The organism is Phenylobacterium deserti, from assembly GCF_003254705.1.
GTDB classification, from domain to species: Bacteria; Pseudomonadota; Alphaproteobacteria; order Caulobacterales; family Caulobacteraceae; genus Phenylobacterium; species Phenylobacterium deserti.
In genome coordinates, this window is the sequence record NZ_QFYR01000004.1 from 85,820 (window position 1) to 112,195 (window position 26,376).

Annotated in this window: 23 protein-coding genes; 11 read left to right on the forward strand and 12 right to left on the reverse strand. The window is 62.8% G+C overall.

Annotated elements, in window-relative coordinates; all coding sequences use genetic code 11:
* Positions 1 to 18 precede the first annotated feature (18 nt).
* A complete protein-coding gene (locus DJ018_RS15275; protein WP_111515839.1) occupies positions 19 to 1,080 on the forward strand; it encodes a tyrosine-type recombinase/integrase in 1,062 nt (353 codons plus the stop codon).
* Between the two features lie 18 nt (positions 1,081 to 1,098).
* Here the strand turns inward: DJ018_RS15275 and DJ018_RS15280 are convergent, their stop codons facing one another.
* From DJ018_RS15280 to DJ018_RS19615, 10 genes are all read right to left on the reverse strand, one after another.
* Entirely contained in the window at positions 1,099 to 1,359 is a 261-nt protein-coding gene (locus DJ018_RS15280) for a helix-turn-helix transcriptional regulator (protein ID WP_111515840.1), read from the reverse strand.
* A gap of 210 nt (positions 1,360 to 1,569) precedes the next feature.
* A complete protein-coding gene (locus DJ018_RS15285) occupies positions 1,570 to 1,926 on the reverse strand; it encodes a DUF2958 domain-containing protein (RefSeq protein ID WP_476742287.1) in 357 nt (118 codons plus the stop codon).
* A 170-nt stretch (positions 1,927 to 2,096) separates the two neighbouring features.
* A complete protein-coding gene (locus DJ018_RS19015) occupies positions 2,097 to 2,549 on the reverse strand; it encodes a hypothetical protein (RefSeq protein WP_133254306.1) in 453 nt (150 codons plus the stop codon).
* A gap of 55 nt (positions 2,550 to 2,604) precedes the next feature.
* Complete coding sequence (locus DJ018_RS15290; RefSeq protein WP_111515842.1) at positions 2,605 to 5,496, reverse strand: type I restriction endonuclease subunit R; 2,892 nt, start codon at positions 5,494 to 5,496, stop codon at positions 2,605 to 2,607.
* Positions 5,489 to 6,160, reverse strand: a complete 672-nt coding sequence (locus DJ018_RS15295) for an abortive infection family protein (RefSeq protein WP_111515843.1) — start codon at positions 6,158 to 6,160, stop codon at positions 5,489 to 5,491. The genes DJ018_RS15290 and DJ018_RS15295 overlap by 8 nt, the downstream gene beginning before the upstream one ends.
* Before the next feature lie 7 nt (positions 6,161 to 6,167).
* Positions 6,168 to 7,370: a restriction endonuclease subunit S gene (locus tag DJ018_RS15300; RefSeq protein WP_133254307.1), complete on the reverse strand. Its 1,203-nt coding sequence runs from the start codon at positions 7,368 to 7,370 to the stop codon at positions 6,168 to 6,170.
* Positions 7,367 to 8,944, reverse strand: coding sequence for a type I restriction-modification system subunit M (locus DJ018_RS15305; protein ID WP_111515845.1), 1,578 nt, complete (start codon positions 8,942 to 8,944; stop codon positions 7,367 to 7,369). Before DJ018_RS15305 ends, DJ018_RS15300 begins: the two co-directional genes overlap by 4 nt.
* Positions 8,945 to 9,216: 272 nt before the next feature.
* The gene (locus tag DJ018_RS15310) at positions 9,217 to 10,149 is read right to left on the reverse strand and encodes a HEPN domain-containing protein (protein WP_111515846.1); all 933 of its coding nucleotides are present in this window, start codon (positions 10,147 to 10,149) and stop codon (positions 9,217 to 9,219) included.
* Between the two features lie 830 nt (positions 10,150 to 10,979).
* Positions 10,980 to 12,092, reverse strand: coding sequence for a DUF3800 domain-containing protein (locus DJ018_RS15315; protein ID WP_133254308.1), 1,113 nt, complete (start codon positions 12,090 to 12,092; stop codon positions 10,980 to 10,982).
* A gap of 188 nt (positions 12,093 to 12,280) precedes the next feature.
* The gene (locus tag DJ018_RS19615; RefSeq protein ID WP_338066150.1) at positions 12,281 to 12,637 is read right to left on the reverse strand and encodes a DUF736 family protein; all 357 of its coding nucleotides are present in this window, start codon (positions 12,635 to 12,637) and stop codon (positions 12,281 to 12,283) included.
* A gap of 233 nt (positions 12,638 to 12,870) precedes the next feature.
* Here DJ018_RS19615 and DJ018_RS15325 point away from each other — a divergent pair, with 233 nt between their 5' ends.
* The 9 genes from DJ018_RS15325 to DJ018_RS19495 all read left to right on the forward strand — a co-directional run bounded on the left by DJ018_RS15325 (position 12,871) and on the right by DJ018_RS19495 (position 22,954).
* On the forward strand, positions 12,871 to 14,223 hold the full coding sequence (locus tag DJ018_RS15325; protein WP_111515848.1) for a phospholipase D family protein: 1,353 nt from the start codon (positions 12,871 to 12,873) through the stop codon (positions 14,221 to 14,223).
* Between the two features lie 978 nt (positions 14,224 to 15,201).
* Positions 15,202 to 16,575 carry a hypothetical protein gene (locus DJ018_RS15335; protein WP_111515850.1) on the forward strand — a complete coding sequence of 458 codons (1,374 nt, stop codon included), beginning with the start codon at positions 15,202 to 15,204 and terminating at the stop codon, positions 16,573 to 16,575.
* Between the two features lie 553 nt (positions 16,576 to 17,128).
* Positions 17,129 to 17,476: a hypothetical protein gene (locus DJ018_RS15340; protein ID WP_133254310.1), complete on the forward strand. Its 348-nt coding sequence runs from the start codon at positions 17,129 to 17,131 to the stop codon at positions 17,474 to 17,476.
* An 11-nt stretch (positions 17,477 to 17,487) separates the two neighbouring features.
* Positions 17,488 to 17,934 (forward strand): helix-turn-helix domain-containing protein, encoded by a 447-nt coding sequence (locus DJ018_RS15345; RefSeq protein ID WP_133254311.1) that lies wholly within the window; start codon positions 17,488 to 17,490, stop codon positions 17,932 to 17,934.
* A 3-nt stretch (positions 17,935 to 17,937) separates the two neighbouring features.
* Positions 17,938 to 18,435: a hypothetical protein gene (locus tag DJ018_RS15350; protein ID WP_133254312.1), complete on the forward strand. Its 498-nt coding sequence runs from the start codon at positions 17,938 to 17,940 to the stop codon at positions 18,433 to 18,435.
* 309 nt (positions 18,436 to 18,744) lie between these two features.
* On the forward strand, positions 18,745 to 19,029 hold the full coding sequence (locus tag DJ018_RS15355; protein ID WP_133254313.1) for a hypothetical protein: 285 nt from the start codon (positions 18,745 to 18,747) through the stop codon (positions 19,027 to 19,029).
* 425 nt (positions 19,030 to 19,454) lie between these two features.
* Positions 19,455 to 19,751, forward strand: coding sequence for a hypothetical protein (locus DJ018_RS15360; RefSeq protein WP_111515855.1), 297 nt, complete (start codon positions 19,455 to 19,457; stop codon positions 19,749 to 19,751).
* Positions 19,748 to 20,440 carry a hypothetical protein gene (locus DJ018_RS15365; RefSeq protein WP_111515856.1) on the forward strand — a complete coding sequence of 231 codons (693 nt, stop codon included), beginning with the start codon at positions 19,748 to 19,750 and terminating at the stop codon, positions 20,438 to 20,440. Before DJ018_RS15360 ends, DJ018_RS15365 begins: the two co-directional genes overlap by 4 nt.
* A gap of 276 nt (positions 20,441 to 20,716) precedes the next feature.
* Positions 20,717 to 22,954: a hypothetical protein gene (locus DJ018_RS19495; protein WP_240609580.1), complete on the forward strand. Its 2,238-nt coding sequence runs from the start codon at positions 20,717 to 20,719 to the stop codon at positions 22,952 to 22,954.
* Between the two features lie 29 nt (positions 22,955 to 22,983).
* On the opposite strand, the gene DJ018_RS15375 is transcribed toward DJ018_RS19495, so the two are convergent.
* A complete protein-coding gene (locus DJ018_RS15375; RefSeq protein WP_205853784.1) occupies positions 22,984 to 24,144 on the reverse strand; it encodes an exodeoxyribonuclease VII large subunit in 1,161 nt (386 codons plus the stop codon).
* Positions 24,145 to 24,668: 524 nt separating this feature from the next.
* Here DJ018_RS15375 and DJ018_RS15380 point away from each other — a divergent pair.
* Positions 24,669 to 25,403 carry a cytochrome c oxidase assembly protein gene (locus tag DJ018_RS15380; protein WP_111515858.1) on the forward strand — a complete coding sequence of 245 codons (735 nt, stop codon included), beginning with the start codon at positions 24,669 to 24,671 and terminating at the stop codon, positions 25,401 to 25,403.
* Positions 25,404 to 25,421: 18 nt separating this feature from the next.
* Here the strand turns inward: DJ018_RS15380 and DJ018_RS15385 are convergent, their stop codons facing one another.
* Positions 25,422 to 26,339, reverse strand: coding sequence for a fimbrial biogenesis chaperone (locus DJ018_RS15385; RefSeq protein ID WP_133254314.1), 918 nt, complete (start codon positions 26,337 to 26,339; stop codon positions 25,422 to 25,424).
* Positions 26,340 to 26,376 lie beyond the last annotated feature (37 nt).

The window sequence follows — 26,376 nt, forward strand, 5'->3', positions numbered from 1 at the left end:
CGGATTTGCACCCAGAAAATGGCCTCGATCCGCAAACAGAAATCCGGCCGCTGGCGCGTCCAGGTGCGCCGCCGCGGCCGCACGATCAGCGAGACCTTCGCCCGCTACAGCGACGCGAAGGATTGGGCGCAGGACACCGAGCGGCAGATCGAGCTGGGCGATGCACCCTTGCCCTCACGGCTCTCCCGCATCCGCACCTTCGGGGAGCTGGTCGACCTGCACATGGCCGACATGAAGGAAGTGGGCCGCGCGCCCGGCCGGTCGAAGGTCGCCACCCTGCTGATGCTGAAGCGGGAGCTGGGGAAGGAGAAGGTCGCCCACCTCGACCGTGAGCGCCTCGTGCAGTTCGGGCGTGAGCGGGCCGCCGCCGGCGCCGGACCCGTGACCGTAAGCATGGACATCGGCGCGATCCGGCTGGTGCTCTCCCACGCCGTGGCCATCCATGGCCTGCCGGTGAAGGTCGAGCCCGTGGACATGGCGCGCATCGCCCTTAAGCGGCTAGGCCTCATCGGCAAGAGCAACGAGCGCGACCGGCGCCCTAGCGATGAGGAGATCGCGCGGCTCATCGCGCACTTCGACGGCAATCCGCGCCAGGTGATCCCGATGGGTCGGATCATCAAGTTCGCCGTCGCCACGGCCATGCGCCAGGAGGAGATCTGCCGGGTGACCTGGAGTGACCTGAACACCCGCACCCGCATGCTCACCATCCGGGACCGCAAAGACCCGCGGGTGAAGAAGGGCAACGACCAACGCATCCCGCTGCTGGCGGTGTCCGGTTACGACGCCATGGAACTGATCGAAGAGCAGCGGGCGTGCCGCGGCAACGAGGACGACCGGATCTTCCCCTACTGCCACAAGTCCGCAGGGACGGCGTTCAGGCGGGCCTGCAGGGGGCTGGCGATCGACGACCTGCGCTTCCACGACCTGCGCCACGAGGGCACGAGCCGGCTGTTCGAGGCGGGGTTCACGATCGAACAGGTGTCGCTCGTCACCGGCCACAAGGACTGGAAGATGCTCCGCCGCTACACGCACCTTCGGCCGGAGGCGCTTCACGGCATTGTGGCTGCTCGCGTCGCGTGACGCGCCGCTAAAGCCCGCTCAGCGGGTGAAGGTGCGGACTTCGTCCAGACGCCGCGCAGGACTGAGCGCGCGCGGCTCGGAGGTTGAGGTTTGGCGCCCCTTGTCGGCCCAAGCCTGCAGGTCTCGGACGGCATAGACGACCCGGCCGCCGATCTTCCGGTACGTTGGACCGGTGCCGAAGGTGCGGTGCTTCTCAAGAGTTCGGCCGGAAAGGCCCAGGAAGCGCCCTGCCTCCGCCGTGCGGAGGAAGCGTTCAGGGGTGCGGTCATGCTCGATCATCGGGGGCGTCCTGATAAAGAAGCGTCAGCTTCTCCGGCCGCTCGATCGACGACGATGCGGAAACCTACGCGCTGGCGTCAGTAAGCTTCCGCTGTTCCCGCTAGCTAACGCACTTCGCAACCGGCAGGGTGACGCCGCTGAGGTTCCAAAGTGCTCAGCCGAATGGGAGACCGGCGCGAACCGATCCCCCTGCAAGACGTAGTTGCGCGTCTATGCGTCAATTCGGCCGAGCCGGCGGGCACGCCGCACGTATGCGCTAATCGACTGAGATGGTCGGAAAGAACGATCGCGTTCAACTGGAAGACCAAGGGGTCCGTGCACCCGAGTAAGCTCGGAAAGGCGAACGCGGCCGAGCTCCGGAGTGCCTAGACCAAGGTCGCAAAGCCCGAAAGCTACGTCCGGATCGTCGGGATCAAGCTCTGTGAGCAGCCAGGTTGCAGCTCCGTCAGGTGTGAAGAGCTTAACAACGGGCGGCGGGTCCACGTTCAAGCCTGCGGCGCGGCGACGTCCGTTGGCTAGCAATAACTGCACGTGCGTGTAGGTCAGAAGCGGCATTCGATCCTCCATGAGCCCTCGTAGCGAGGGTCAGGAGGCGCAGGGCCGCAGGGCGCGGCCGGTCAGGCCCGCAACGCGCCGCAGGGTAGGCTTGACCGGCTCGCCCGAACTGCGGCCAGGCTCATGTCACTCGTTTCACAGGCTCGGAGGGAAGCGCTCGGCGTATCAAGAGCGTGTTGCCGCTAGATGGCGGTATCGGTTGAGCGGTGCGCCTCAGTGCGCAAAACTCGAGAACGAAGCTCGAGGATTCGGATCCACTCTTCAGTTCCTGGCAAGAGCGCTTCCCAATAGATCCAGCCGTCAAGCCGCGGATGCTTGCCGGATCGTGTACGAGCTACGCCCGAAGCAGCGCCTGAGGGCGAGCGGAAGCGCTGGCCCTCCACCAACCAAGTCCCGCCGTCGATCTCGCCGCGATGGGAGCGGCCACTGTAGCTCATCCGCAGCTGAGTGCCGTCCGGGAGATGTACGCCGTCGCAAGTCCAGCCCGGACCTTTGGCGTGATCGCCTTCAGTCCGGGCGCTTGAACGTGGCAGCCCCAAGAGACGGCGCAGCGCCGCATTGGGCGTTTCGTCGAAGCTAGTACGCTCCATCTCGATGAGCTTGTGAACTTCGAAATCGATGGCGATCGTACGCACTGCAACTCATCTCCCTACTGACTCATCATTCAGTAGGCGCTGAGTAGTAGATCGGTCAAGCGACAGCGGGATCTTCAATCCCGTCGAGGTCGTCATCGAAGGTGCGCACGAGGCTGTCCATCCGTTGTAAGACACGGTCGACGACCTTCCGCCGCATGAGCACGCTCGGAGGCTTCTCCAATGCCGCAGCTACATCTTCACGCATGACGACGTGCGAGAAAACATGGGCGCGCAGGAGGGCCTCGAACCGCCCCCGGTCCAGCCGCTCATCGGCGCAGAGCGCCTCTATGGCAGCGGATCGTTCTGCAGACCAGAACGCCCGGAAGGCAGGCTGTACATCACCACCCGTCTGAAGCGGCGGCATGTTGTTTTGGACGAACTTCTCGATCAGTTCACGCTTACTGCGCAGCTGAACATCGCCCGAGATCATATCGAGTGCACTAGCGAGCTTTGCGCGGCTTTCCTCCGGCGTTTGCCCTCGTGACTCCTCATCCTTGATGTCCCGCAGGAGCTGTAGGATGTACGCGACGTTGATGCGATCCTGCCGGATCAGCTCAAGCTCGAAATCGACGTCGCCAACGATGCTGACAACCCCTTCTTGGCGCGAACGGCGGGTTAGCTCGTACAGATCGGCGTACTTGCTGCGGTACTCATCGAAAGCTTGCGGGGAGAGCTCAAGGTCCCCCCAATCAAACTCCGCAAAGGTGGACAGGACATTCCTCAACCGCGCGAGCTCACGAAAGGTCCTGATGAAAAGTAGCTGTTCGTTTTCATCGGCTAGGCGATCTACGTCGGCTGGAGCAGGAGTTATCGCCAGTAGCTGATGCGTGCTGTTGTTGAAGTCAGCGACGATACCCTGATATGGTGGAATCAGTATTTTATCTTCGGCGTTCTTGTCGGCGAATAGCCTGATTGCCTCGTCGGTCGACTTCTTGAGGTTTCGGAATGCTATTATATTCCCTTGCGACTTAACCTCATTCAGAACCCGATTAGTGCGAGAGTACGCCTGGATAAGCCCATGGTACTGTAGGTTCTTGTCGACGTAGAGAGTGTTCACTTTTTTCGCGTCGAACCCGGTCAGGAACATACCAACTACGAGTAGGATGTCGACGCGGTCCGCCGGTTGTGCGTCTTCACGCTCACGATGCTTGATCCGCCGCCCGATGTCCCGGTAGTAGTTGTAGAAACTTAAACTGTCCCTCGTGGAGAAGGCAGTTCCGTACATCTCGTTGTAGTCAGCGATGCAACTCTCTAAAGCATCGCGAGTGTGCCGGTTCTGCGGGGTTTCCGGCCCTAATTCGAACTCCGGCTCCCCGATCAAGCCGTTAGCGTCCTTATCGTCCTCATTAGCCCCATAGGTGAAGATCGTCACGACGCGGAGGTCGTGGAGTCCCTTCTCCCTCCGCGCGCGAAATGCCTCGTAGTACGCGATCAGCGCGTCAACGCTTCCCACCGCCAGCATCGCCGTGAAGTCGCGGTCATGAGTTTTGCGGGCGTGATTAGCGATAATCCAATCTGCGATCTTGCCGATCCGATCAGGGTCCTCGAAGAACTCCTTCTTATCGATCCCAGCTACCTGCTCGTCCACGAGCGATCCATCACGGCGACGAAGGTTGCCCCAGTACTCGACGGAAAAGCGCAGCACGTTTCCATCGCGGATAGCGTCCGTGATGACGTACTTGTGCAGGCAATCGCCGAAGAGGTCGGACGTAGTCCGCGCTAAGGCTCCGCTACGATTAGCGTTTTCCTTCAAGATCGGGGTCCCGGTGAACCCAAAAAGCTGATGGTCCGAGAAGAAGCTTGTGATCCGTTTGTGGGTTTCACCGAATTGGGAGCGATGGCACTCGTCAAAGATGAAGACAATGCGCTGATTGGAAAGCGCACGCATCTGTTCTAAGAACTGAACTCGCGAGATCGCGGTATTCAGCTTTTGAATGGTGGTGACAATCAACTTAGTGTTGTCCGTAAACTGCCGGACCAACGTGTGTGTGTTGTGCGTGCCGTCGACGCTGCCTTCGCTGAATGCGTTGAATTCACGAGTGGTCTGGTAGTCCAAGTCTGCACGGTCCACCACGAAAACGACCTTACTCACGTCCTCAAGATCAGTGATAAGTTTGGCCGCGGCGAAGCTCGTGAGGGTTTTTCCTGACCCAGTCGTATGCCACACGTATCCGCCGTCGCCGCCCTGACGAACCCGCTCAAGAATGGCCTCAACCGCGTAATACTGATAGGGTCGCAGCACCATGAGCTGCCGGTCGCCCTGATGGAGCACCATGTACCGGGAAATCATCTTCGCTACATGCAAGCGGTCAAGGAAGGCGTCAGCGAAATCCGGCAGAGCATTGATCGCCAGGTTGTCGGGCCCACTCCAAGTGAAGGTTTGCCGAAAACTCTGCTTGCGATTGTTCCCGTAGTATCTGGTATTCACCCCGTTCGAAATCACGAATATCTGGATATATTGGAACAACCGGTAGCCAGCAGAATAGCTGTGGCGATGGTAACGATTGACCTGATTGAAGGCCTCCTTGATCTCGACACCCCGGCGCTTCAGCTCGACCTGCACGAGCGGAAGACCATTGACCAGGAGGGTCACGTCGTACCGGGTCTTGTAGCTACCTGTCTGCGGCAGCTGCTGAACAACCTGATATCGATTACGAGCCCACTCACGAGAGTCGAAAAACTCAATGAATAAGCGGCTGCCATCTTCTCGCGTGAGTTCGTAGCGGTCGCGCAGCGTCTTTGCTCGGTCAAAAACTCCGCCGCGATCAAGGTGGTTGAGCACCCGCTCGAACTCATTGGCAGTGAGGCTTACACGGTTGAACGCTTCAAGCTCGGCCTTCAAGTTTCCGAGCAGATCTACCTCATCGCGTATTCTGATGGGCGTCCAGCCTGTCGCGGCCAAGCGCTCCACTAGGCCCTGCTCCAGCTGCGCTTCGGTCTCAGTCATTGGAACTCCCATCACCCGCCGGCACGTCGCCGATCTCAGCGGACTGGTCGAGGTAGTCCTGAAGCTGAATCAAGTACTCCTCGGGATACTGGTCAAAAAGCGCGCGGCTATACGAAACCCGACCTAAGAGCGGGTTCTGCTCGTCAAGCCAGGCGTTGAAAATACCGTTCTCTTCGTAGTCGGAGACAAGCCGCCGCTGAGGCTGCAATGCAAAGTAGGTTGCTAACATATAGCGCAGCAGCGGCTCGGTGACGTTCAGCACCAGCCGCGCCAAGCTTCGATCGCTTTGTAGCTCTTTCGGCACCAGACGGCCGTGGCTTATGTCGCCGCGCTGATTTCTTAGCTCACCGATGATGCGGACTAGGTTTTCGGCCGCCACTGGAAACGCCAGCTCAACCGTCTCGTCGCCCGCAGCGAGGCATCTGAGCGCCGCCTTTACTTGGCGACCTATCGAGAGATTCTCAAATTCCGAGCCGTATTGCTCCGGTGCAAGCCGCTTGACGATGGTCTTAGAGAGGCCTTGAAACAGCGCTGCGCAGCATTCGATTGTCACATCTGGGTGGTCAATCTCGTTACGCTCGGCTTTCTCGATGTTGCCGATGTAGTAGCGGAACTCACTGTTCTCATCGCTATGCCGCTCGATCAACTCGCGGAGACTTTGCACGGCCCACCTACACGAATAGGCGCTGCGCGAGGCCCGCTTTGAATGTGCGGGTTGCGGCCGCTTGCGCCCGGACGGCTGCGACCTTCCTGTCGAGGGCCTGCAGGAAAGCGGCGATGTGCCGTTGCTCCTCGATTTGCGCCGGGAATCGAATCTTCAGGCGCTTGAGGTGGTGAGGGTAAAGATGCACGACCGAGTAACCTTGAGCCAGGCGAGCGATCTCCAGCCGCTTGGCGTTGCGCAGCAGATAGGCCAAGAACACTCCGTCGAGAGAGGAGCGGATGATGTTCAGATCGCCTCCTAGCGCAACGCCATCTTGCAGTACGCAAGCGGCAGACGCGATCTCCAGAGGGTCCTCGCCGGACGCGGGCACAATGACGTCCCCGGCAATGCTCAACATCAATCCCGCGGGGTCGAGGTGGGTCCTTGAGGCCACCTGCCCTATGACCTCGCCGTAGGTAGTGTAGAGCTCACCGTAGCGGATGCAGGGGGTCAGCCCTTCCGGAGCGATGTCTTCGCGCGATACGCCTCGCCCCTTTGCGAAGCTCGCCACTTCACCTAAACGCGCATCGATCCAATCCGCGTAGGCGCCGCCCTTTGGCGGCGCAAACCGCAATTCTCCGCTGAACAACTGCTGGATGACCCCATCCCTGTACTGGGAGAGCGTCTCGGCTCGCTTCAGCAAGAGCTCGACGCGCGCATCCATTGCGTCAAGCATATCGGCGATCTTCTCCTGCTCCTCCAAAGAAGGGGCATGTAACGGCACGCGTGTGAAGTCGCGATAATAAAGCCGCAGGCGATCGTTGGTGAGCCCGTGCGAAAAAGCCCACAGCCAGTATAGAGGACGCGGCTCGCGAAGTAGATGGGCAAAAAACCGTGGAGAATAGCCTGAGCGCGCGGACAGCACGACATAGGCTGGGCTCACCATACAGTCTTCAGGTGCTCGCCCGTAAGCACCCTGCCACATACGCATCATGTTGTAGACAATGTCGCCGGCTCGGGCCCTCAGATTGGCCTCGTCGCTGGCGTTGGCTGAGATTTCACGCTCAAGGCTGTCGCGCCGAACCATGCCGCGATCAATGGTCACTGCATAAATCGGAAGTCCGGGCACACCGCGTTCACGGCGTTGGTCGAATGCCTCGCCGGCCCGGAGGGCTGACCAGGGTTCAGAGAAGTTCGAAAACCTGAGTTGCGGTGAGGCGATCGTTCTCAAACCGGCGCCTCCAGCCCGAGCTCCTCGCAAAAGCTGGCTATAGTTGCGTCAAGTGCTGAGAGATCTTGCTCCTGCGCCTTGAGAATAGAGGTCACCTCAGCAAGATCGATGTACGGTGAAGGCTCGAACGTGTCCACATAGCGTGGGATGTTTAGATTGTAATCGTTCTCCTCAATTTCTTTCAGCGTTGCCCTATGGCAGAATCCTTTCTCTGGACGCCTGCTGACGTAGGCCTCAACGATTGCGTCCACATCACAGTCGAGCAGCACGTTCTGGTTCTTGCCGCGATCGCACCTCCGGCTCGCATCGACGAAGAGGATGTCCTCGGGACATTCGCGATGCTTCTTCAGCACCAGTACGCACGTGGGGATAGCCGTACCGTAGAAGATGTTCGGCGGCAGGCCGATGACCGCATCGAGGTAATTCCGCTCCGCGACCAGAATACGACGGAGGTCTCCCTCAGCGCCGCCTCGGAAGAGCGCCCCGTGCGGTAAGATCACCGCGGCAACGCCGTTGTCGGCAAGCTGGTGGACCATGTGGAGAACGAATGCGAAGTCCGCCTTAGAGGCGGGCGCCAACCGGCCATACGCACTAAATCGCTCATCCTGTAGGAAGTGAGGATCCGCACTCCAATTGGCGGAGAAAGGAGGATTCGCTACAACGGCCTCGAACTGCCGATGCAAATGCTGCGGCCGCTCCAGGGTATCATCCTGCTTGATGTCGAACTTTCTATAGTTCACTCCGTGCAGGATCATGTTCATGCGAGCGAGGTTGTAGGTCGTGCGATTGGCCTCTTGCCCGTAGAAGCCGTCAGCGATGTTCCGAATTCCGACCTCGCGCGCCACGCGTAGCAAGAGCGACCCGGACCCGCAGGTGGGGTCATAAACGTTCTGAAGCCGCGTCTTCCCGCTGGTCACGATCTTCGCGAGAACGGTGGACACCTGTTGAGGCGTATAGAACTCCCCGGCCTTCTTACCTGCGCCGCTTGCGAATTGGGCGATCAGGTACTCATAGGCGTCACCGAGCACGTCGCTCTCGGCCTCGTCTAAGCGAAAATCGACGCGATCATCATTCAAACGCCCCAAGATGCGGGTGACCAACAAGTTCCGCTCGCCAACGGTGCGACCAAGCTTCGTGGAGCCCAGATCCATATCCTCGAAAAGATGATCGAAGTCCTCTTCGCTCTCCGCCCCCATGGTGGAGCGCTGTATGTTCCCGAGGATGCGGTTGAGATCATCCAGGATGAAGTTGTCGCCCCGCTGCGCCCCCTTCGCCGCAACAGCAGAAAAGAGCTCTGAAGGTCGCAGGAAATAGCCGAGCTCGTCGATGGCTTCGGTGCGAAGCGCTTCGAGATACTCCTCGCCTTCAGCAGTGCCTTCGCGAATATCACTGAATTGCAGCCCGTCCGGCTTCAATAGTCGGTCGGCATACTGCTGCATGCGCTCGGACAGATATCTGTAGAAGATGAAGCCTAGGATGTAATCCCTGAACTGGTCGGCATCCATTTTGCCGCGAAGATCATTCGCTATTCCCCAGAGCGCCGCCTGGAGCTGGCGCTTTTGCGCGTTCGTCATTTCCGCCCCCAGGCCCGATTGGCCTTCGCCTGGCCGACCTAGTCGGCACCTCCCGTTTTCGCAAGATTCTCGGGCCCGCTCACCCCTTGAGCGGTCCCGACCGAACTAACAGCAAGAGGCGTACTGCAGCCCGCGCTTCAGACTTGACTTCAGAGCTACGTCAGGAACGGACGGAAGCCCGGTATGTGAAGCAAACACTCTCACGAGCAGGGAAGAAGGCAGAAACCTGAGCTCGGGAGATCGAAGAAGCACGGGGTGCGTCATGAGGCTCACTAGGACGATTGGGCGACTTCGTCCGGAGGGGCTGTAAGGCTTCTAACGTGGCCGCGACACAGCCGCTCAATTTGATCTGCCAGAACACCGACCCGCTCGATCAGCCAAGCCAGCTCCTCGGGAGTGATGCGGTAGTGGGGCGAGTAGCGGGCGTCCACATAGGCCCGCCGCAGCAGCTCCCAGCTGCGCTGGGCGAAGCGGCTGTCGCGCGGCCAAGCCTCGATCAGCTGCGGGGCGACGCGCTCAGCTTGCGAGCGCAGGAAGTTCAGCTTGTGGGACTTCGGGCTGTAGAGCGTCAGGACCAGCAGCAGGCAGTGGTAGAGGCGTTCGGTGGCCTGGTGGAGCAGGAAGGCCGACTCGTTGTTCCAGCTGCGAGCTGCGTTCTCTCGTGCATTCGCGAAATACCGCTCTGCGCTTTCGAACCACTGATCGAAGTAGCCCTGCGCCTCGTGGCGGGCTTCCTCGGGGGAGAGCGGCTGCGGCTGGTCGAAGGGGTGGTCGGGGGCTTCGTAGAGGGCGACCCCGTCCTTGACGATGTCGGTGAAGAACGGGCGGCCGCGCTTGAGCTGCCTGTTCACGTCGGAAAGGGCGTGGACGATGAAGTGGGCGGGCGCGGTCAGTTCGCGGCTGATCTGGTAGGCGCGCAGCAGGTGGTCGTCCGCCGGGCCCCAGTACTCGGCGAGGTCGGCGAGCTCCTCGTGATTGACGACGACAAGCAGGTCGTAGTCGGAGGTGTAGCCGCCGATCGGGTCCTGCACCCAGTCGCCGCGGGCGTAGCTGCCGTACAGCACGACCTTGAGGATGCGGCCGGCCTTGCGGTGCGGCGCGGTCTTGCCAGCGAGGGCGTCCTCGAATTCGGCGAAGAGGATCTCCACGATCCGCGACAGCTCGCGGCGCTTGGCCTCCGGCAGATGGTCGAGGCTCGTCTTCATTGCCCTGAGACTCCCCTGTTCGCTTCAACGTTGCAAGAGCCGCGGCACCGCAGCCGCCTCACCTCCGGTTGGTGGGGTCGCCGTCCTTCGCCCTACCTCCGCCTCCCGCAACCAGGTGGGAGGGCGCAGGCGCAGGAGCTCACGGATTAGCGCCTGCACTTGGCTTTCATGCCCGGCTGCCACGCACACGCGGATGCATGGCTTCACCAAACACAACGTCTTGGTGCTCAGGACCGAGCAACGCTCGAGCCTCAACGAGCCACGTGACTCTGATCTTCGCTTGCTTTCGCAAGAGCTCCGCTTCCCGGAGCCTCTCCGCGCCATTGTCGTCAAGGCGCTGTCCGCCGTCTCGCAAACCGCGCCTTTGCTACTTCAGGCCGACCAATCTTCCACGCTCCGCTCGCTCTCGGAGCTTCTCACCGCCAGGCGGCGAAGTCGGCCTTCTCCGGATTACGGCGCTCTCTGCCCTTACCCCCGAAACCGCCAGGTGGGGAGGCGAACGTCTCAGTCTGCGCGGAGCACAACGCGTACTCGAACCGCTGACCTGCCGAAGCATCAACAACAAGGGCGGCCCCTACCGAGTGCAGCCCCCCGGATAACCGCCGCGGCAGCGCGCCGATCTGTGGTTCCGACATCCGTAGCCAACATGCTGCGGACCTCAAGGTCCAATTGCGCTCGGCTGGAGCCGCGGCCCCGCTGATGTCTACACGCTGCCTGCAAGGCTATCCTGCCCTACACAGCCGCTCACGCCATGATCACGCCCTCGGCGGCTGTGGGGGCCGCCGCTGCTCACCGCCGGTCCCCTCGGGCCGCCAGCCCGATCATCGGGCTCACGTGGCTTCAAGAAAGGCTTGGCCTGCGCGCAGGGCACTGATCGAGGCGACCTGGTGCAGTAACGCTGGCGTCTCCTCTGCCGAGCGGTCCAGCAACGCGTTCAGCTTGGCCAAGGTCCGGGCTTGCCCTGGGATCAGGCGTCGCCGATCGGCGACGAGTTGGGCGGGACCAGTCCGTACAACGTAGGAGAAAAGCTTCCCGAGGAGGCCCACCAGAGCATCAGAAGCCTGGACCCCCGCCTCCGCGCGAGAGTCGACGAAGCGAAAGGTATTGAGCTCCCGGCCATCGTCCAGGAAGGTGCAGGCCGCTAGCCGCGCCTGGATCACCGGCTCCACGTCGAGCCGATGTTGGGCGTTCTTGAACAGGCAGATGCGATGGATGGTGAAGTCAGCGAAACTTCCGAGGAGTGTGCCCGCCACCTCATCCTGCAGGTAGATCAACGGGTCCATGGCGCCGGCCTGTAGCACGCCCTTCAGGACGTTGAAGCCGAACCGGTCGATGAGCGCCTCCCGCTGCTCGAGCCGCTGCAGTAGCTCGCCAATGAACGCCGGGCGGTTGGCCTCACCGACGTCGGGATAGCGGAACCGGTGGAACAGATGCGCGGCATCCTCGATGTCCGCCAGGAGGATGGTGAAGAGGTCCGCCTTCAACTCCCGGTGGAAGGCCTGCATGCTTGCCAGCCGATCGTGGGTGATGATCGAGTCCACGATATCCACCGTCGCCCAATAGAGGGGGTCAACCGCGGAATAGTGGACGAGGAGGTCCTGCGCCTGGAGCCAGTCAAGGTAGGCCTCTACCTTCCACGACTTCAGGAGGCTGAACAGGTCGCCCTTGCCAAGGTGCGCCAGCTTGAGCTCGGTCGCGTTGGGCTGCAACCGCACCGCTGACTTGAGGGCGGCCATGTCCAGGGGGCGCGGCGCTCCACGATGGGCCACCCCGCCTAAGACAAAGCACATGGGCTCCCGGACGTTGAACCCGTTCGCAGTGACGTGGAGACGGCGGATGTTGTTCGTCTCGTCGTAATAGAAGGTGTAGACCCGATCCGCCCCGCTGAGCCCGTGCAGGAGGATTTGGGGGTTCCGCACAGCGTTGACGTCGATCTCGCGCAAGTTGCCCCTCTGGAGCCCGACCAGAAGCCTAAGGCAGTGCCTGCCCACACCGCAATGTACGCCCCGCCAGCGCGGCAGCGCGCAACCCTGCACTCAAACAGCCTGGCGGCCGCGCGACCAGATCGGGCTGTACCCGTCGTCGGCCTAGACCAGCGTGGAGTATATCGCGCCTGCGAAGCTTGGATCGTTCAGCTTGACCGGAAGGTATTCTCGATCCGCGCGCGGTCTTGAGACACGCCGCCCCGGAGTCGATCGCCCATGTCCATGCGGTAGTCCGGGGCCTGGTCAGTCGTCTTCTCTAGCGGCCGGAGGGGTGCCTGCTTGACCTTCAGGCGCAGGGTCTTGATCGAGCCGTAGTAGTTGCCGGTGCTCTCCCTGGTGAAGGTGCCGCCATGGCGGGTCCCCCTGGGTTCGGTACCGCGCTGATGGCGGGCTGACGGCGATCGCAGGACGGGGACTACAGGCCCTGCAGCTGCAGGCCCGCAGCCGGGGCAGAGGACGTCGAAGGTCGCTTGCTTGTGTGGCGGGGAATGGCCGCAGGCCAGCGGAAGAAGCCGACCGCCAGTGTTGCGGGGACTGCCCGGCCGAAGTCCCGGCTCCCCTTGGCCAGATCAAGCCCATCAGGTCGATTGAGCCAGTCGACCCGGGATCGGAGCCAACGCGATGCATCGACACGAGGCTTGCCCTGGTCAGACAACTTGGCAGGACTCGACCGCGGGTGCTTGAACGGCAAAGCTAGGTGAGGACAGCGGCCTGGATCAGGTGCGAAAGGGTGGCGATGCAGTTGGTGCTCGGCGGCGTGAATGGGTTCTACCTGCGCACGATCATGGAGAACGCTGGCGACAAGGTGGAACGCGTCGACGCCGCCGTCGCCTACGCCACCCGCGAGGACCTCCTGTTCGACTGGTGCTGGAACAACGAGGTCCCGTTGCGATTCTGGGGTCGGTTCGACGAAGGCGTTCCTGTCGCTGTGCCGATCCTGAAGCGCTTCCTGGAGCGGCGAGCCGCCCGCTACAGCTGCAAGCTTGTCCGCTGTTTCCACCCGAAGGTCATCTGGTGGCGGGGACACGGCGCCTACATCGGCTCGGCGAACCTGACGCCGTCCGCCTGGTACAACAACATTGAAGCCGGGATGTTCTTAACCGATGAGGAACTGGAGGGCTCTGGCCAGGCGCTGGAGCTCAACCGGCTGTTCGCCAAGATCGACCAGGAATCCTCCCCCCTGACCAAGGAGCTCTACGAGCTCCTCGAACGGCGGAGCCTTGAACTTCAACGGCGACGGCAGGCGCAGAAGGACGCGGATGACGCATTCGTGGCGACAGACCTCGTCAAGAAGTTCACGGGCTCAGCGTTCATCAGCTCGGCGACAGCGGGCTCGCAAGCGCGGGATGAGTTCCTGCAAGAATGGATTTCCACACTGCAGACGATCCGCAACATCGCCGATGTGGTGAGCAGCGACGAGTTCCGGCCCCATTGGGTCGCGCCTGATGCGCCCCGCGGTGCACAGGCCGACCAATTCCTCCATGCGCACTACTACAAGCGGACGTTCGACAAGCGGAAGGCCGCCTATGAACGGTACTTCGAGGAGAACAAGAGTTCCCCTGACAAGGCCCTCGCCGAAGCCGCCCAGTGGTGGAAGGTCCTCGCCGACGTGAAGGACGAGGAGAACACCCTCAACCTGGTGGCCCCCATGCTGCGGGAGACCTTCTCCGAAGCCTCCCTCGCCACCATGACCGAGGACGCGTTCGCCGATGCGCTGTGGCACGTCCACGCAAGCCGCGAGTACGCACGACGCGTGAAGAACGCGAAAGTTGGCCTACCCGACGGCCCCATCTACCCAATGGAGACCAAGTCGGACGCCCTGGCCCGCCGCATCTGGCGCGACTCCACCAGCAAAGGCATCCCGGTCACCGAGACCCTAGCGTTCGTCCTTTACGGAGGCGCCCCGGAAGAGGTCCCACACCGGATGTGGGACGCCCTGAACGACAGCCGCCGGAAGGTCGAGCTTCTAGGCGTCAGCAGCCTGGGCGAGATCATCGGCTGGGCCCTCCCCGACCTTTATCCTCCCCGCAATGGCCGCACCAGCAAGTCGCTCCGCTCCCTGGGCTACGACGTCCACGTGCACGTCTGAGCCAAGTAGACCACATGCCGCTAGCTGCCCTGCCCGCCGGCGTGCGTTTCAAGCTGCGCTGTCGCGCGTCCCAACACGGGGGCGCGCATGGAGCGGCCGGCCCAACGCATCATCAGGTTGGCCATGATTGGCGACGGAATTGGCCTGATCAGCGCAGAGGAGCCGCTCGCTGCCCCGACGGTGTACTGGGAGCTTTGGCGACGGATGATCACCGACGCCCACAGGGGAAGCCGCGCCGCAATATCGCGCATTGCCGGCGATGCGGGAGCCCCGTCTATATGGCACTATGGCCCTTTAGCGCGAGAAGCGACCGCTGTTCGCACACTTTGCAGGGGCAGACGCCGCCCGCCCCTAATTCACCGGCAAGACGCTGGAGCTGGACTAGGCCCGTGCGGCGCAATACCTGGGCTAGCAGGATTCCGAGTTCCACCGCCTGTTATACAACCTCATCGCCGAGCTGGCGCCCCCCCTCCCGAGGACATGGCGTCGGGCAGACCGACTAGCAGCAGCGGACACGGGTTGCCGATGCCCGACAACCTCCTCAGTGCTCGCGGTCAGAAACTCAGCGACGGCGGCGGCGTGAAACGACCTGCTGACTCTTGGCTGCACGGCCTCTCCAACGACGAAATCGCGCTGATCGGAGGGGGACTCGACCAAATCGCACCGTCGGGAGAGCACCTTACGCCCCTCTATGGGCAACTGTAGGGGTCGAGCGTTCGGTTGCCCGGAACACCTGGCATCAGAAGGTCGGTGGTTCTGATCTGCTCTCGCGCGCTCGCGGCCAACGCCTCGCGGCGACGGCTACTCGCGAAGCCCAGAGGCAAGCTCGAGCCCCTCGCCGGCGCGCAACCGAGTATCCGAACTGGCGGGCGCAATCGTAAGGTACCGGAACAGCGGCACTCATTTTCGATCGGCTAAGGTAGGTGGTGGCCCACCGTGCAGGCTACAGCCGCCGGCCCGAACATGCTTAGATGCTTGATGAGCCGGAGAAGTCCTCCCAGCAGCGAAGCCGAAGACCTCACGCAGTTCGTCTCCTTCAAAGGAACGATCACGCGCGACGGCCTCGTGGTGCCGATCAGGTTCCGGGTTCGGTTTGGCCTCGACGGCGAACTGCGCTTCCGGGTCAACCCGATCCCCGCCACCAGTGAGGCTCTCCAGCTCCGCGTTGACCTTGTCGGTTGCGACAAGGCTGCCAAGATGCAGCGCTACACAATCACGGCGGTGTCGGCTGCGGGCACCCGCTTCGAGTCCAACAGCGTTATCCTGAAGCGCACGGGCATACGCGCAACGCCCACCAGCGCCCACGTCACACTCGACTTGGGCTACAGCCAGGCGGAGTTCTCACGACCTCAGGACAATGGAGATGCACCGCCGAAGCTGCGCTGGGCGTTGCGGGGCTTCGAGGCCTGGCCAGGCCTCAGCGGTTCCACTGCGGTCGGCACGATCCGTATGGCGGGCAACTATCCGAGCAAGGGAACGGACCGGATCTCTGGGGTCACGTCAATTGAGGCGCACGGCCCCATCGCCGACACGACAGCATGGCTCGGCGACGCCGAGCGTCTCTTCCACCATGTCCACGACTGCATGAGCTTCGCGATGGCCTACCAAGTCGGCTACCCGGTCCGCGACGCTTGGCTCGACGGGATGTGGCGGCGGACCGCCGTCTCCCAGTCGAGCCCACGCCGATCGCATCAGCACGTGCATCACCCCATGCGCATGCAAGAGATTTTCAAAGCGGCGCTTGAGTCTTTCGAGGCACCTCCCGTTGCTATCCAGCATCTCGGCTATGCGATCGAATGGATGACGCTGCCGGCCACATACACCGAGCACCGGCTCACCAATCTGGTCACCGCGCTTGAGAACTTGGCCAATTCCAATCTGCCGAACTCGCTACAGCTTTATCTTCCACGCAAACGTTTCGACGCCTTTGCCAAACGGGCTCGGGAGTTTGTCGGCGCGGACCTCAGCGCCACGTTCGCTGACGCGGCTGAGGAGCAGTTGGCCAGCATCGTCGCCATGCGCGAGGCTCTCCCAGCCAAACTTCAAGACTTGAACCGGCGGCCGCTTTTCGAGCGAATCATGATCCTGGCGGACCAGTGGAAGGTGCCGCTCGAAGGCATCAATCCGCTCGACATCGGCGCTGCTATTAAAGCGCGCAATAGTATCGTCCATCGTGGCTATTACTACGAGCCTGGCGAGGCGGCCGCCGATCAGGTCGACCTGTGGGAACATGTGCAAACCATGCGGGAGGTGGCGGTCCGCTTTGTCCTGACGATCATCGGCTACCGCGGCCTATACCTCTCATTCCGCGGCGGCCAACAGGACGTCGCCTTTCCCCCCTCGTCCGCCTGATCCGAAGATCGGCGCATCTGCTGAATGTCCCTTTCTGCAGCAGGCGCGAGGTCCGCCTGATTGCGCACAACGAGCACCAGGTTGGCTGCAATCATAACGCCTGAACGTTCGACTATTCGGGTGCCAGGTACTCAGGATGAGCAGAGCCACCGGATCAGAACCGCTGACGTGCGGTCGGCGGTCCTGCGCTCGCTTCTATGGAAGCGAGCGCGAACCAGCGACGTCCGCGGCGCCGCTGCTCACTTGCCTCTGACCTTCGATATGCGCACTTCACTGCGGATGTGGCGGAGGGCTGCAGCTGCTGCGGCAAGTCGAGCGGTCGCAAGCATGTTCATTCGTGGCGGAGTTACACAGCTGAGCGACTCCTCCCAGGATGCTCGCGAGCGGGCGCGCACCTGATTTCCAGGCGCTTGACTCGAATCCGAATCGGGGGCCTATCCAGCGGATGGATTAAGTTATATATTAAAGATCGGACGCCACATTGCCGCCCCACTGGTGCAAGCAACTGCCTGAGTACGAGGTCGTCGCCGAGAGCGACACCCGGAGGGTTGTTGTGAACACGGGGCTCGCGAAGGCCCAGAAGAAGGTCGAGAAAAAAGACCAAGCCTCGGTACTGCACTGGATGAAAATTTGGGTTCGAGACCAAAAGGATGCAGCCATTCCCGAGGAACGGTTCAAGTTCCAGACTCGTTGGAAGGGCGCTGGCGACAACATCCGAGTCTCTGTCTTCAAGTCTTACCAAGCTAGGTACTACGGCTTTACACGCGAGATTGAGGGAAAAGAAACATTTTTGGTTTCAGCTATCGATCCCGCGAAGAAAGATAATCAGGCCGACCCAGCGATGTACAAGCGGGTTGGGGAGGAGGCGCTTCGGGTGATCAAAGCGCTAGGGTCTAAATGAGGATGATGTTCATGAAGCCGTTCTTTGATCTGGATGACGAAGAACTTCGCGGCGAGTTCGCTGAAGAAGGTTTCATTGCCGAAGTTCAATATGAGATCTCGCTGATGCTGAAGCGTAAGGATGTCTCGCGGTCTGAACTTGCGCGACGGTTGGGTGTCTCCGCGGCGTACGTGAGCCAACTGTTGGGAGATGCCGGCGGCAACCTGACGTGCAGAACCATCGCGCGAATCTATTCCGCGATGGATGAGGAGCCGAAGCTTTGTACGCGTCGAACCTTTGACGCGCACGCACGAGCGTCCGTGGTGGGCGATGAGGACGCATCTTGGCTCAACATCACGAGTTCCGCTGTGAGCTCTTGGAGCGCGGAGGAGGTGACTTCCGCCAACAAAGTCGAGACGTCAGCATCCAACGGTCATGCCAAAATTGTTTGGCTCGACGCTTACCGTAGAGCTGCATAGCAAATGTCTGGCAAAGAACCTGCTCCCAAAGTGGATCCGCAGGACTATAACCGAGTGGTGGACGCGGCCGAGTTGGTCGATGTCAAGCTCGTGAAGAGTAGCTTCGATCTCCAACCCGCCTTCTTCGCAGCGAGCGACGAAGTCGCCTTCCGCTACGGGTGTGACCTCGAGAGCAGCACTTACGATCAAGATTCCAACTTCTTGATCGGTGAGATTGCGGTCGAGGCAGGATGCAAGCTTGGTCGGCGCTGGGTCCTTAAGGTGCGTTCGAGCTACGTCGTTGCGTTCTCTGTTGCCGGGAAACCCCCCGCCGAAGCTGCGAAGGCGTATCTAGAGCGGGTCGGGCGGTTCACTGCCTACCCCTATTTTCGCGCGCACTTTGCTGCCTTGTGCAGCGCTGCCGGGGCTGAGGTGCCTCCGCTACCGGTGTTGAAAGGTAACCTGCCCAGGCGGATCTTCGAGCGTGCTGCGGCGAAAGAGGTCGCAGCGAGCGCTGAGTGAGGAGCTGGGCTGATCAAGGTTGATCGGCGCCAAAGCAGCCGCGCGAATTTGCCAAGTCACCGAATCGCCAGGCCCTCTAGGAAGGCAGGTGAATGTCTGCCAATGGGGCAGCACTGACACGACGTGCTCAGGCGGAATGCGAGCAGCCCTTGCTGGCGGTCGAGAGTCGAACCCGCCGCCATAACTAACCGCGACCGCGCAAGCGGCGCCGAGACGGGGTACGGAATGCACTTGAAGGTCGTTGCGGCACGCGCCCGAGGCGATGCGAGTCAAGAATTGGTGCGTCTGGAGGCTGTGGAGGCCTGCGACTTGGCGGACTACATCCTCGCTGACTGCACTTATGACTCCAAAGGCACTACCAGCAATTTGCACCGCCACACGTTTTGGTTTCCACCGACGACCGTTGCGAAGGGTGACCGGGTCGTGCTCCTCACCGGCAAGGGCAAGGACGCAACGACGAGGGAAGCCGGAGAGCCCGCCGAACACCGCTTCTATTGGGGCTTGAGTGCGGCCGTTTGGAACGATGACGGCGACAAGGTCACCCTGATCCGGATTGCCGCCCACAAGTCAGTCGGTTTCGCGCGCAAGGCCTAAGTGGGCCGCGAACCCCATCCTTTAGGATGCAAGTCGTTATCCGCTCTGGGTGCCCCCGTGAATGACGTGGCGCAACGAGGTCTTCAGGGCGGGCCGGACTCCGACCAAGTACGCCAGGGATACAGTAGCGGCAGCAAGTCGGCTGCGATGAGCAGGTTCGAACACCTGACCCGCCGCGACAACGGTGTCGCGGTCTGGAACAAAATGTCTGCTCCCCGGCGGTGAGGGCCAACGTCCGCTTTGCGGAGACACGCCGAGGTCCGCTACCGGCCCGTTGCGGACCTTCAACGCACGAGCATAACCTGAGGGATGAAGCTCGCCGCTTCCGCGACTCTCGTCGCTACCCTCCTCGTTGTACCGTGCGCGCGCTTGCGCGGCTGGCTGCCGCGGAGGACATTCGCGCCAAACGAGCGTGAGGGGCGGCCGTGACAAGCTTGGTGGAATGGGCAGAGCGCGTCGCTCCGCTGCGCCACAATCCGGAAGATGCGAAGCGCGTCGCCCGGTACATGCTTCTGTGGTGGACCACGCCGCAGGTAACGCGCTGCTATCAGACCGGTCGCTTCGTCGCCTATTCGTCGAGCATGAACGACATTGGCGGTGCGCACGAGCAGGCTGTGGGCGAGACCGAAGGGGACGCGATCTGCAGCCTTATGATCAAGCTCGTCGCGCTCGGCGCTGAGCTGCGAGCCCACGCGCCGACGACGGACGACGCCGGTCAATGAACTGGGAGACCTTAATTGGCCCTGCCGTGACAGCGGCGGTCATCGCCGGCGGCTTCGGCGCTTGGAGCCTGCTCGTCAACAAGGAGCTTGCTGAAAAAGTCCACCGCCAGCGGCTCGCAGCCGAGCGAGACGCGCTGGAGCGAAAGGGTGAGATCGACCGCGACTTGGCTGAGCGGAAGGCTACACATGACCGGCGGCTGACATTCGAAAAGCGGCGGGTTGAGGTCGCAGAGCAGGTCCTAACGGACTTCTACGAGGCGCAGCGCGCTTACGAGGTGATCCGCCAACCCATGATAACTCGCCACGAGCAGAAGGCAGAAGACGGTGTTCCTGACGAGGTGATCCGGAACAGCGGGTATGCAGTGCAGCGCCGTGTACGGAGCTATGAGCCATTGTTTGCCCGGATGGAGGCACGTCGGCCTGTCGCCCTAGCGATCTTCGGTCCGGAAATCGATGCGCCGTACCAGCGGCTCATCAGGATGCACAACATTGTCTTCGCTGCCGCCGGCGCGATCTTGGATTGGCCGGACGAGATCGACACAGACCACATGCGCGAGTTCATCCGGGAGCAAAACCGCATCGCCTTCAAGCTCAGTCCAGAGGACGACGTAACGGCCCAGGTGGCTGCTGTTGTAATGGACGTCGAGCGCATTTGCCGGCCGGCGCTGGAAGCCGCAGCGAGAGCCTGATCGTGCGCGGCCGCGGGTTAGCCTGCGATAAAGCCGGCGTTCTGGAGATCAGACGATAGAGCGGTCCTCTGCAGGGCAGCTGCCGTGCAGCTTCGCGCCTTGGTGAGGTTCGTTCGCGGGCGCGGAGCTAACGTCGGCTTCCCACCCTTAGAAGACTTCCGAAACGGCGGCTTGCGGCTGGTTGCCATCATGGGACCTGAACTCGTGACCCGCCCGCCTTAGGGTGACTGCCCTTCCCCTGCGTCTTCCAGACGAGCCGGGAGGGTCTCTACTTACATGTCAAAGAGTATGCGTGAGGCGGAGCCCAACCCCGCCTTCCCGCGCATGATCTCCGATTATGTGCGCCTTCGATGCGCGGAGCTGTTGCCCCCGAGGGCGGTCGAGGCGCTCCGCAACTACCTGGTCGACCTGTTTCATCGTCGCGAGATGCCGCCGGCATGCGGTCGCGGCATCGACTGGCCGGCGCTTGCCGCAGCGGCTCGTATTGATGAGGAGCAGTTGGAGGCTGCGAAGCAGGCGCTTCGCCCCGGCCTGGAGGCCCTGAGACGCGAGCTGCGAAAGGCGCCGGCGCTGAGACATCCTAAGCGCACCGAGCGGACCGCGACCTCGCCAGTTGCCGGCGGACGTCATCGGCGATCGCGGAAACGTTCACCCAAGCCGATCGCGATTCCCTCCTTCCCCGAACCGCGGGAGCTCACCTGGCTGGACCCGCCGGACTTCGCTGCTGCGCTCGACCTCCACATCCGCCGCCACGGCGACACGATACGTGGGCTGGCGACGGTGCTTGCCAACCAAGCCTGTCCGATTGAGCAGTCGACCCTCCGCGTTTGGCGGCGCGGCCTCAAAGCGCCCGTCCATCGCGAGAGCCTGCGGGTCCTGCAGCTGCTGGAGGCGCGATGGCGGCTGCCAGCAGGCTACTTCAAGGAAAAGCTGCCCCACCCTTCCCGCGCCACCACCGGCCAAAGAGTCGTCGGGATCGGCAGGGCGGAGCGGCGAAGACTAGCCTGGCATCTGCCCGACGACTTCGATCGCCGGCCGCTGGTTGAGCAGGAGGAGATCCTCGACTGGGTGCGCCGGGTCGTGGTCTCTGGCTCGACCGACTATCGACGCTACCAGGCCACCGCCGCCACCCAGCCTTTCGGGATCCGCTTCCGTCAACTCGAGGCGAGCTTGCGCGGGCGCCTTCGCACACGACCGGGCGCCCAGCTCGCGCCGGCCGCGCTGGAGGCCGAGATGCATGCGCTCCTCGCGTTCAAGACCTCGACCCTTGCGCCCTACGGCTACCGGAGGCGCGGCGTCTGGGGCGCCGAGACCGCCGCCCAGAAGCTGGAGCAGCTCAGCCTCCTTCTCGGCGCCCTGGCTGCTCACCCAACCGGGCCGGTGCTCGGCTTCGGCGTCGCGGCGGCTGACCTCAGCCTTGGCATGCTGGTGCTCCCGCGCGTCTGGGATTGGTACGTCTCCTGGCGGGAGAAGCGGCGCGGCTTCTTCACCGCCTGGGAAGTCGACATGTTGAGCTTGGCCGTGGCCCTCACATCTCCAGAGACGGGTTGGCTGACGCAGACGCCTACTCTCGCGGATCGGCTCGTCCCCATCCCGAACCTTGTGACCGCGTCCGAGATCCAGACGGTGCAGCAGGACTGGAGCGGCGCCTGCGCCGCCATGCACCGGATTGCGCTCGCACGGTCAAAGGAGATCGCCCGGGTCAGCCGGGTGCATCGCGACCCGTTCGAGCCGATCCTCCCCGTCCTTGAGGCGGAGAGCCCGGTACGTGAGTACAAGAAGATCGCTGACGAGGTTGTGCGCCTTCGGCCGTGTGCGAGACGCTACCCGAAGGCCGCCGCCGAAAGCTCCAGGGCGATCCTGATGGTGCGCCTCGGGCTCCACCTCGGCTTCCGGCAGAAGAACCTGCGTCAGCTCATGGTGTGCCTTCGAGGCGAACGTCCGCGCACAGAGCGCCAGTTGGCCGAGGCGCGCCGGGGAGAGTTGCGCTGGAACGAACGCGACAGCGGCTGGGAGGTGTTCGTGCCGCATGTCGCCTTCAAGAACGCCGGCTCCTCGTTCTTCAGCGGGCGCGCCTTCCGGCTCGTGCTGCCGGACGTGGCGGACCTCTACAGCGAGATTGCCGCGTACCTGGACAAGCACCGCGCGGTGCTCCTGGGCCCCGCAGCCGATCCCGGCACCTTCTTCGTCAAGACGGCGAAGGCGACGAGCGATGACGCCGCGTACGACCAGAACACCTTTTACGAGGCGTGGCGCTGGATCATCCAGCGGTACGGGATCCACAATCCATGGACAGGGCGCGGCGCCATTAAGGGCCTGCTCCCGCACGGACCGCACAACGTGCGCGACGTCCTCGCCACCCACATCCTGAAGCAGACCGGATCCTACGAGCAGGCGAGCTACGCGATCCAGGACACACCCGAGACGGTCGCGGCCCACTACGGCCGCTTCCTGCCTCAGGACAAGGCAGCCTTAGCCGCTCAGGTCCTCAACCAAGCTTGGGAGATCGCCTGACGCCTTGCTGGTGCCAAGTGCGGTGCTACTCACCGCGTCTCTTTCGAATGCACCGAACGCCCGTCTGTCCGTGCGCTCTTTTCCTTCCGCGGTGCGCTCTCTTCCGTCCCGCTCGTCCCGTCCGCCCTCACGGAGGCTAATTCGGGTTCGCGATCAGGTAGACGTTGAGTGACCAGCCAGATTACACCCCCGCCAGTGCCAACAGCCGCCGCTATGAGCACCGCTGCAGCCGCCCGCCACGAGAGGACGATGCCTCGCCTTGTGGCGTAGACGGTCCTGTTTAGCTTGGACGCGAGCTCCTGGCCCTCTGCTTCGGCTTTCACCCGCGCGACTTCAGAGCGCTCTAGATCCGACGTGAGACGATCTGCTCGCGACTGGAGCGCCGCAAACAAGGCAACGCGCTCTTCCGCGCGGCCTAGCGCTGCAGCCAACTCTGTCGGGGTAGGAAAGGATTGGTCCGAATATTTGTCCAGCAGAGAAACATCGTCTCCATGGCCAAGAGCGCTATAGAAGGGCAGCCCTAGTTCGATAAGCCCCTTAGCTACGGCACTTGAGTTGCCGAGCTCTTCGAGAGCCACTCCCCCGCCCCTGGCAATCGCCAGCCCTGCGAACCCGTCGCGTGCTGCTTGTCGAGCTGCCGCAAGTACGGAGTCTGGGTTGGTGAAGTTTGCGCGTATCAGCGACGGCCGTCTTTGCAGGTTGGCTCTGGTCAGAGCTTGGCTAACGTCACCTTCGGCCTTGCCGGAGACCAGCACTGCAAGCCCTTCAGCGCCGTGCAGTTCAACGAACAGCTCTAGTGGCGTTCGGTCTGGCTTGTCAGGCGGTGCAGCCATGATCCTTTCGGAACGTCCAGGCGACCACGTCCCGGCCTGTTCGCCGACCACCAAGATCTGATAAGCGCCAGGGACTGGTCCTGGCTGAAGGGAAAGAACGCCACGCAGCACCACCGGCGCGCCCTCCTCCGGGGCGTTCGACGGATCTGTTTTGAAGCCGACGCTAACGTTGCCCAGCTTCAGCTTCCCGAAGACAGCTTTCAGCTCACCTTCGCGAACCCACGGCTTCACGTTCTGAGCGTAGCCTTTGATCAGAAAGCTATCCCGTAAGCCCTCGAGGCGAACCGACGAGCAAAGCATCTCTGGCGTGATCGCTCCCCGACCCGGAGCTGTCGAGCTTGGCACTATTTGGTTCATGGCAACTCCTGCGTGCATCGCAGAGTGCCAACAGGGACCACTTAGGGGGAGTTTACGAAGGTGGTTGCTGCGCTGCTAAGGCTGTTGCTCGCAGCCTCAGGTAAGCAACAGGCGGTCCGTCGCGCATCGAAGTTTGGGGTAGTTCAAAAAGGCGGTCGCGTTACGCCGGCATCGGCCTCCGCTCGCAGATCCGCGAACATCTTCGTGCGAACGGAAAGGAAAAAGAAGGCGAACATCCGCGTGCAATTATTGCACCCACTCACTTATAACCGGCTGTTTTTCCTTGAGATTCTTACCAGTCCATCATGGGCGCGACGGAGAGCCTGTGGGATTGCGGGTGGTTCACGTTGCTCACGGATTGGCGCAATGAGTGCGGAGACGCGCGGGCTGGAGCGCCGCAAGGCCGCTATGTAGGGCAGAGCGCCGACAGGCTCCAGAGGAAGGCGCGAGCGGGGTGTCGCAGCGGGAACCGTGGCCTTGGCCGCCGGTTAGGCCTGCAGGCGAACTGACGGGAGTCGGCGGCGATGGACCGGGTGATCCCTTATTGCGGCGAAGGGCCTGTTCCGGCCCAACTGCCGGCGCGCTGGAATCTGGACCCGTGGGTGCTCGGCGTTCTGGCGATCGCGGCGGCGTGGCTTGCCCTCCGTCGGGGGCGCAGCACCGTCCAATCCACGGCAGGATGGGCGGCGATCGCGGTGCTGGCCATCAACTTCGTCTCGCCGCTGTGTGCGCTGAGCTCGGCGCTCTTTTCCGCCCGCGTTCTGCACCATGCTTTGCTGGTGGTGGCGGCTGCGCCGCTGATCGCCTGGGCGCCGCGCCGGCCAGCGGCGGCGCCCCTCGGTTTGCTGGCAGCCAGTCTGGCGCACGTGGCGCTATTCTGGATCTGGCACTCGCCGCCCGCCTATGGCGCGGCGTTGTCAAGCGACCTGCTCTACTGGGTGATGCAGGTCTCGCTGCTTGGCTCGGCCGTGCTGTTCTGGATGGCGGTTCGGCAGAGCGCGAGCCTGGCGGCGGCAGGCGCCCTGCTGGGGGTGATGATGGCGACGGGGCTGCTGGGCGCCTTGCTGACTTTCGCTGGCCGACCGCTCTATGCGCCCCATTTGGCGACGACCGCAGCCTGGGGCTTGTCGCCCCTGGAGGACCAGCAACTCGCCGGGCTGATCATGTGGGCGCCGATGGCGCTGGCCTATCTTGGCGTGGCGCTGGCGCTCGTGGGACGCACCCTGGCGTCGAGCTCGCAAGCACGCGCTGGCGCGTGAGGCGGCACGCCGATCGGCCTAGGGCGCCGTGCGATCTGACCGAGCATGCTGGACGCCGCCGGGCGCCAGCTCCACATCCGCCAGCAAGCGGCCAGGCTTCACGTCACGGTCGATGTAGCGGATGCGCACGCGCTCTCCGGGGCCAAGCTCCCGCGTCAGCGGAAGCACCAGCGTGCGGCGGGCGACTTCCGGATAGACGGCGACGCCACGCAGCTCGGCCAGCAGCGGGCCGGCGGGATCTCGCAGCGATTGCACCTCCACGTCTCCGAAGACGGAGCTCGAGCCGAGACGGACCAGCTCGACGCCAAGCGCCGGCGTGGTCTGTAGGACGGCGTTGGGGGCGGCGCCGGGGCTCGACAGCCGGCGCAGCCGCACCGCTTCGATCGCGGCGCGGGCGTCCACAGCGCCAATCCGCACGATCAGCGGAATGGCGTAGGCGAAGACTACGCGCGGCGCGCTGGCCTCGGCCGCTGCGGTCGGCTGAGCTCTGAAGGTGAGGTGCGTGCGGTACTCGCCAGGCGCCAGCCCACCCGCGCCGGCGTAGCTGACGCGCACCCGGGAGCCTGCTTCCGGCGAAACAGCAACGGTCGTCAGAGCCGTGCTGAGGACTTGTCGGGCACTGGCGCGGAACGGCCCCGCAAGCGGTCCCAGAGCTGGATCGGTGGCCTCGAGGATGCGTCCGTCCGGGGTCATCACCCGATCCACCAGCAGGACATCGTAGGTCTGAGGAGCGCCTGTGGTGCGCAGCGTCACCTCCCCTTGACCCGGGGTCTCGCTGAAGGTCAGGCGCGTGGGCGAGATCAGCAACTGGGGCGTGACAAGAGGGTCCTGCGCCAGGACGGGCGCTGCGGCCAATGCGATAAGTGAGGCGAGCCCTGGCGTGAGCCAGAGCCTGCGCTGCCGACGACCAGGCCTGCGGGTGAGCAACGGAGCCATCCCCCTCGCCGGAAGAATGGCTGCGCTGGTCACTTGG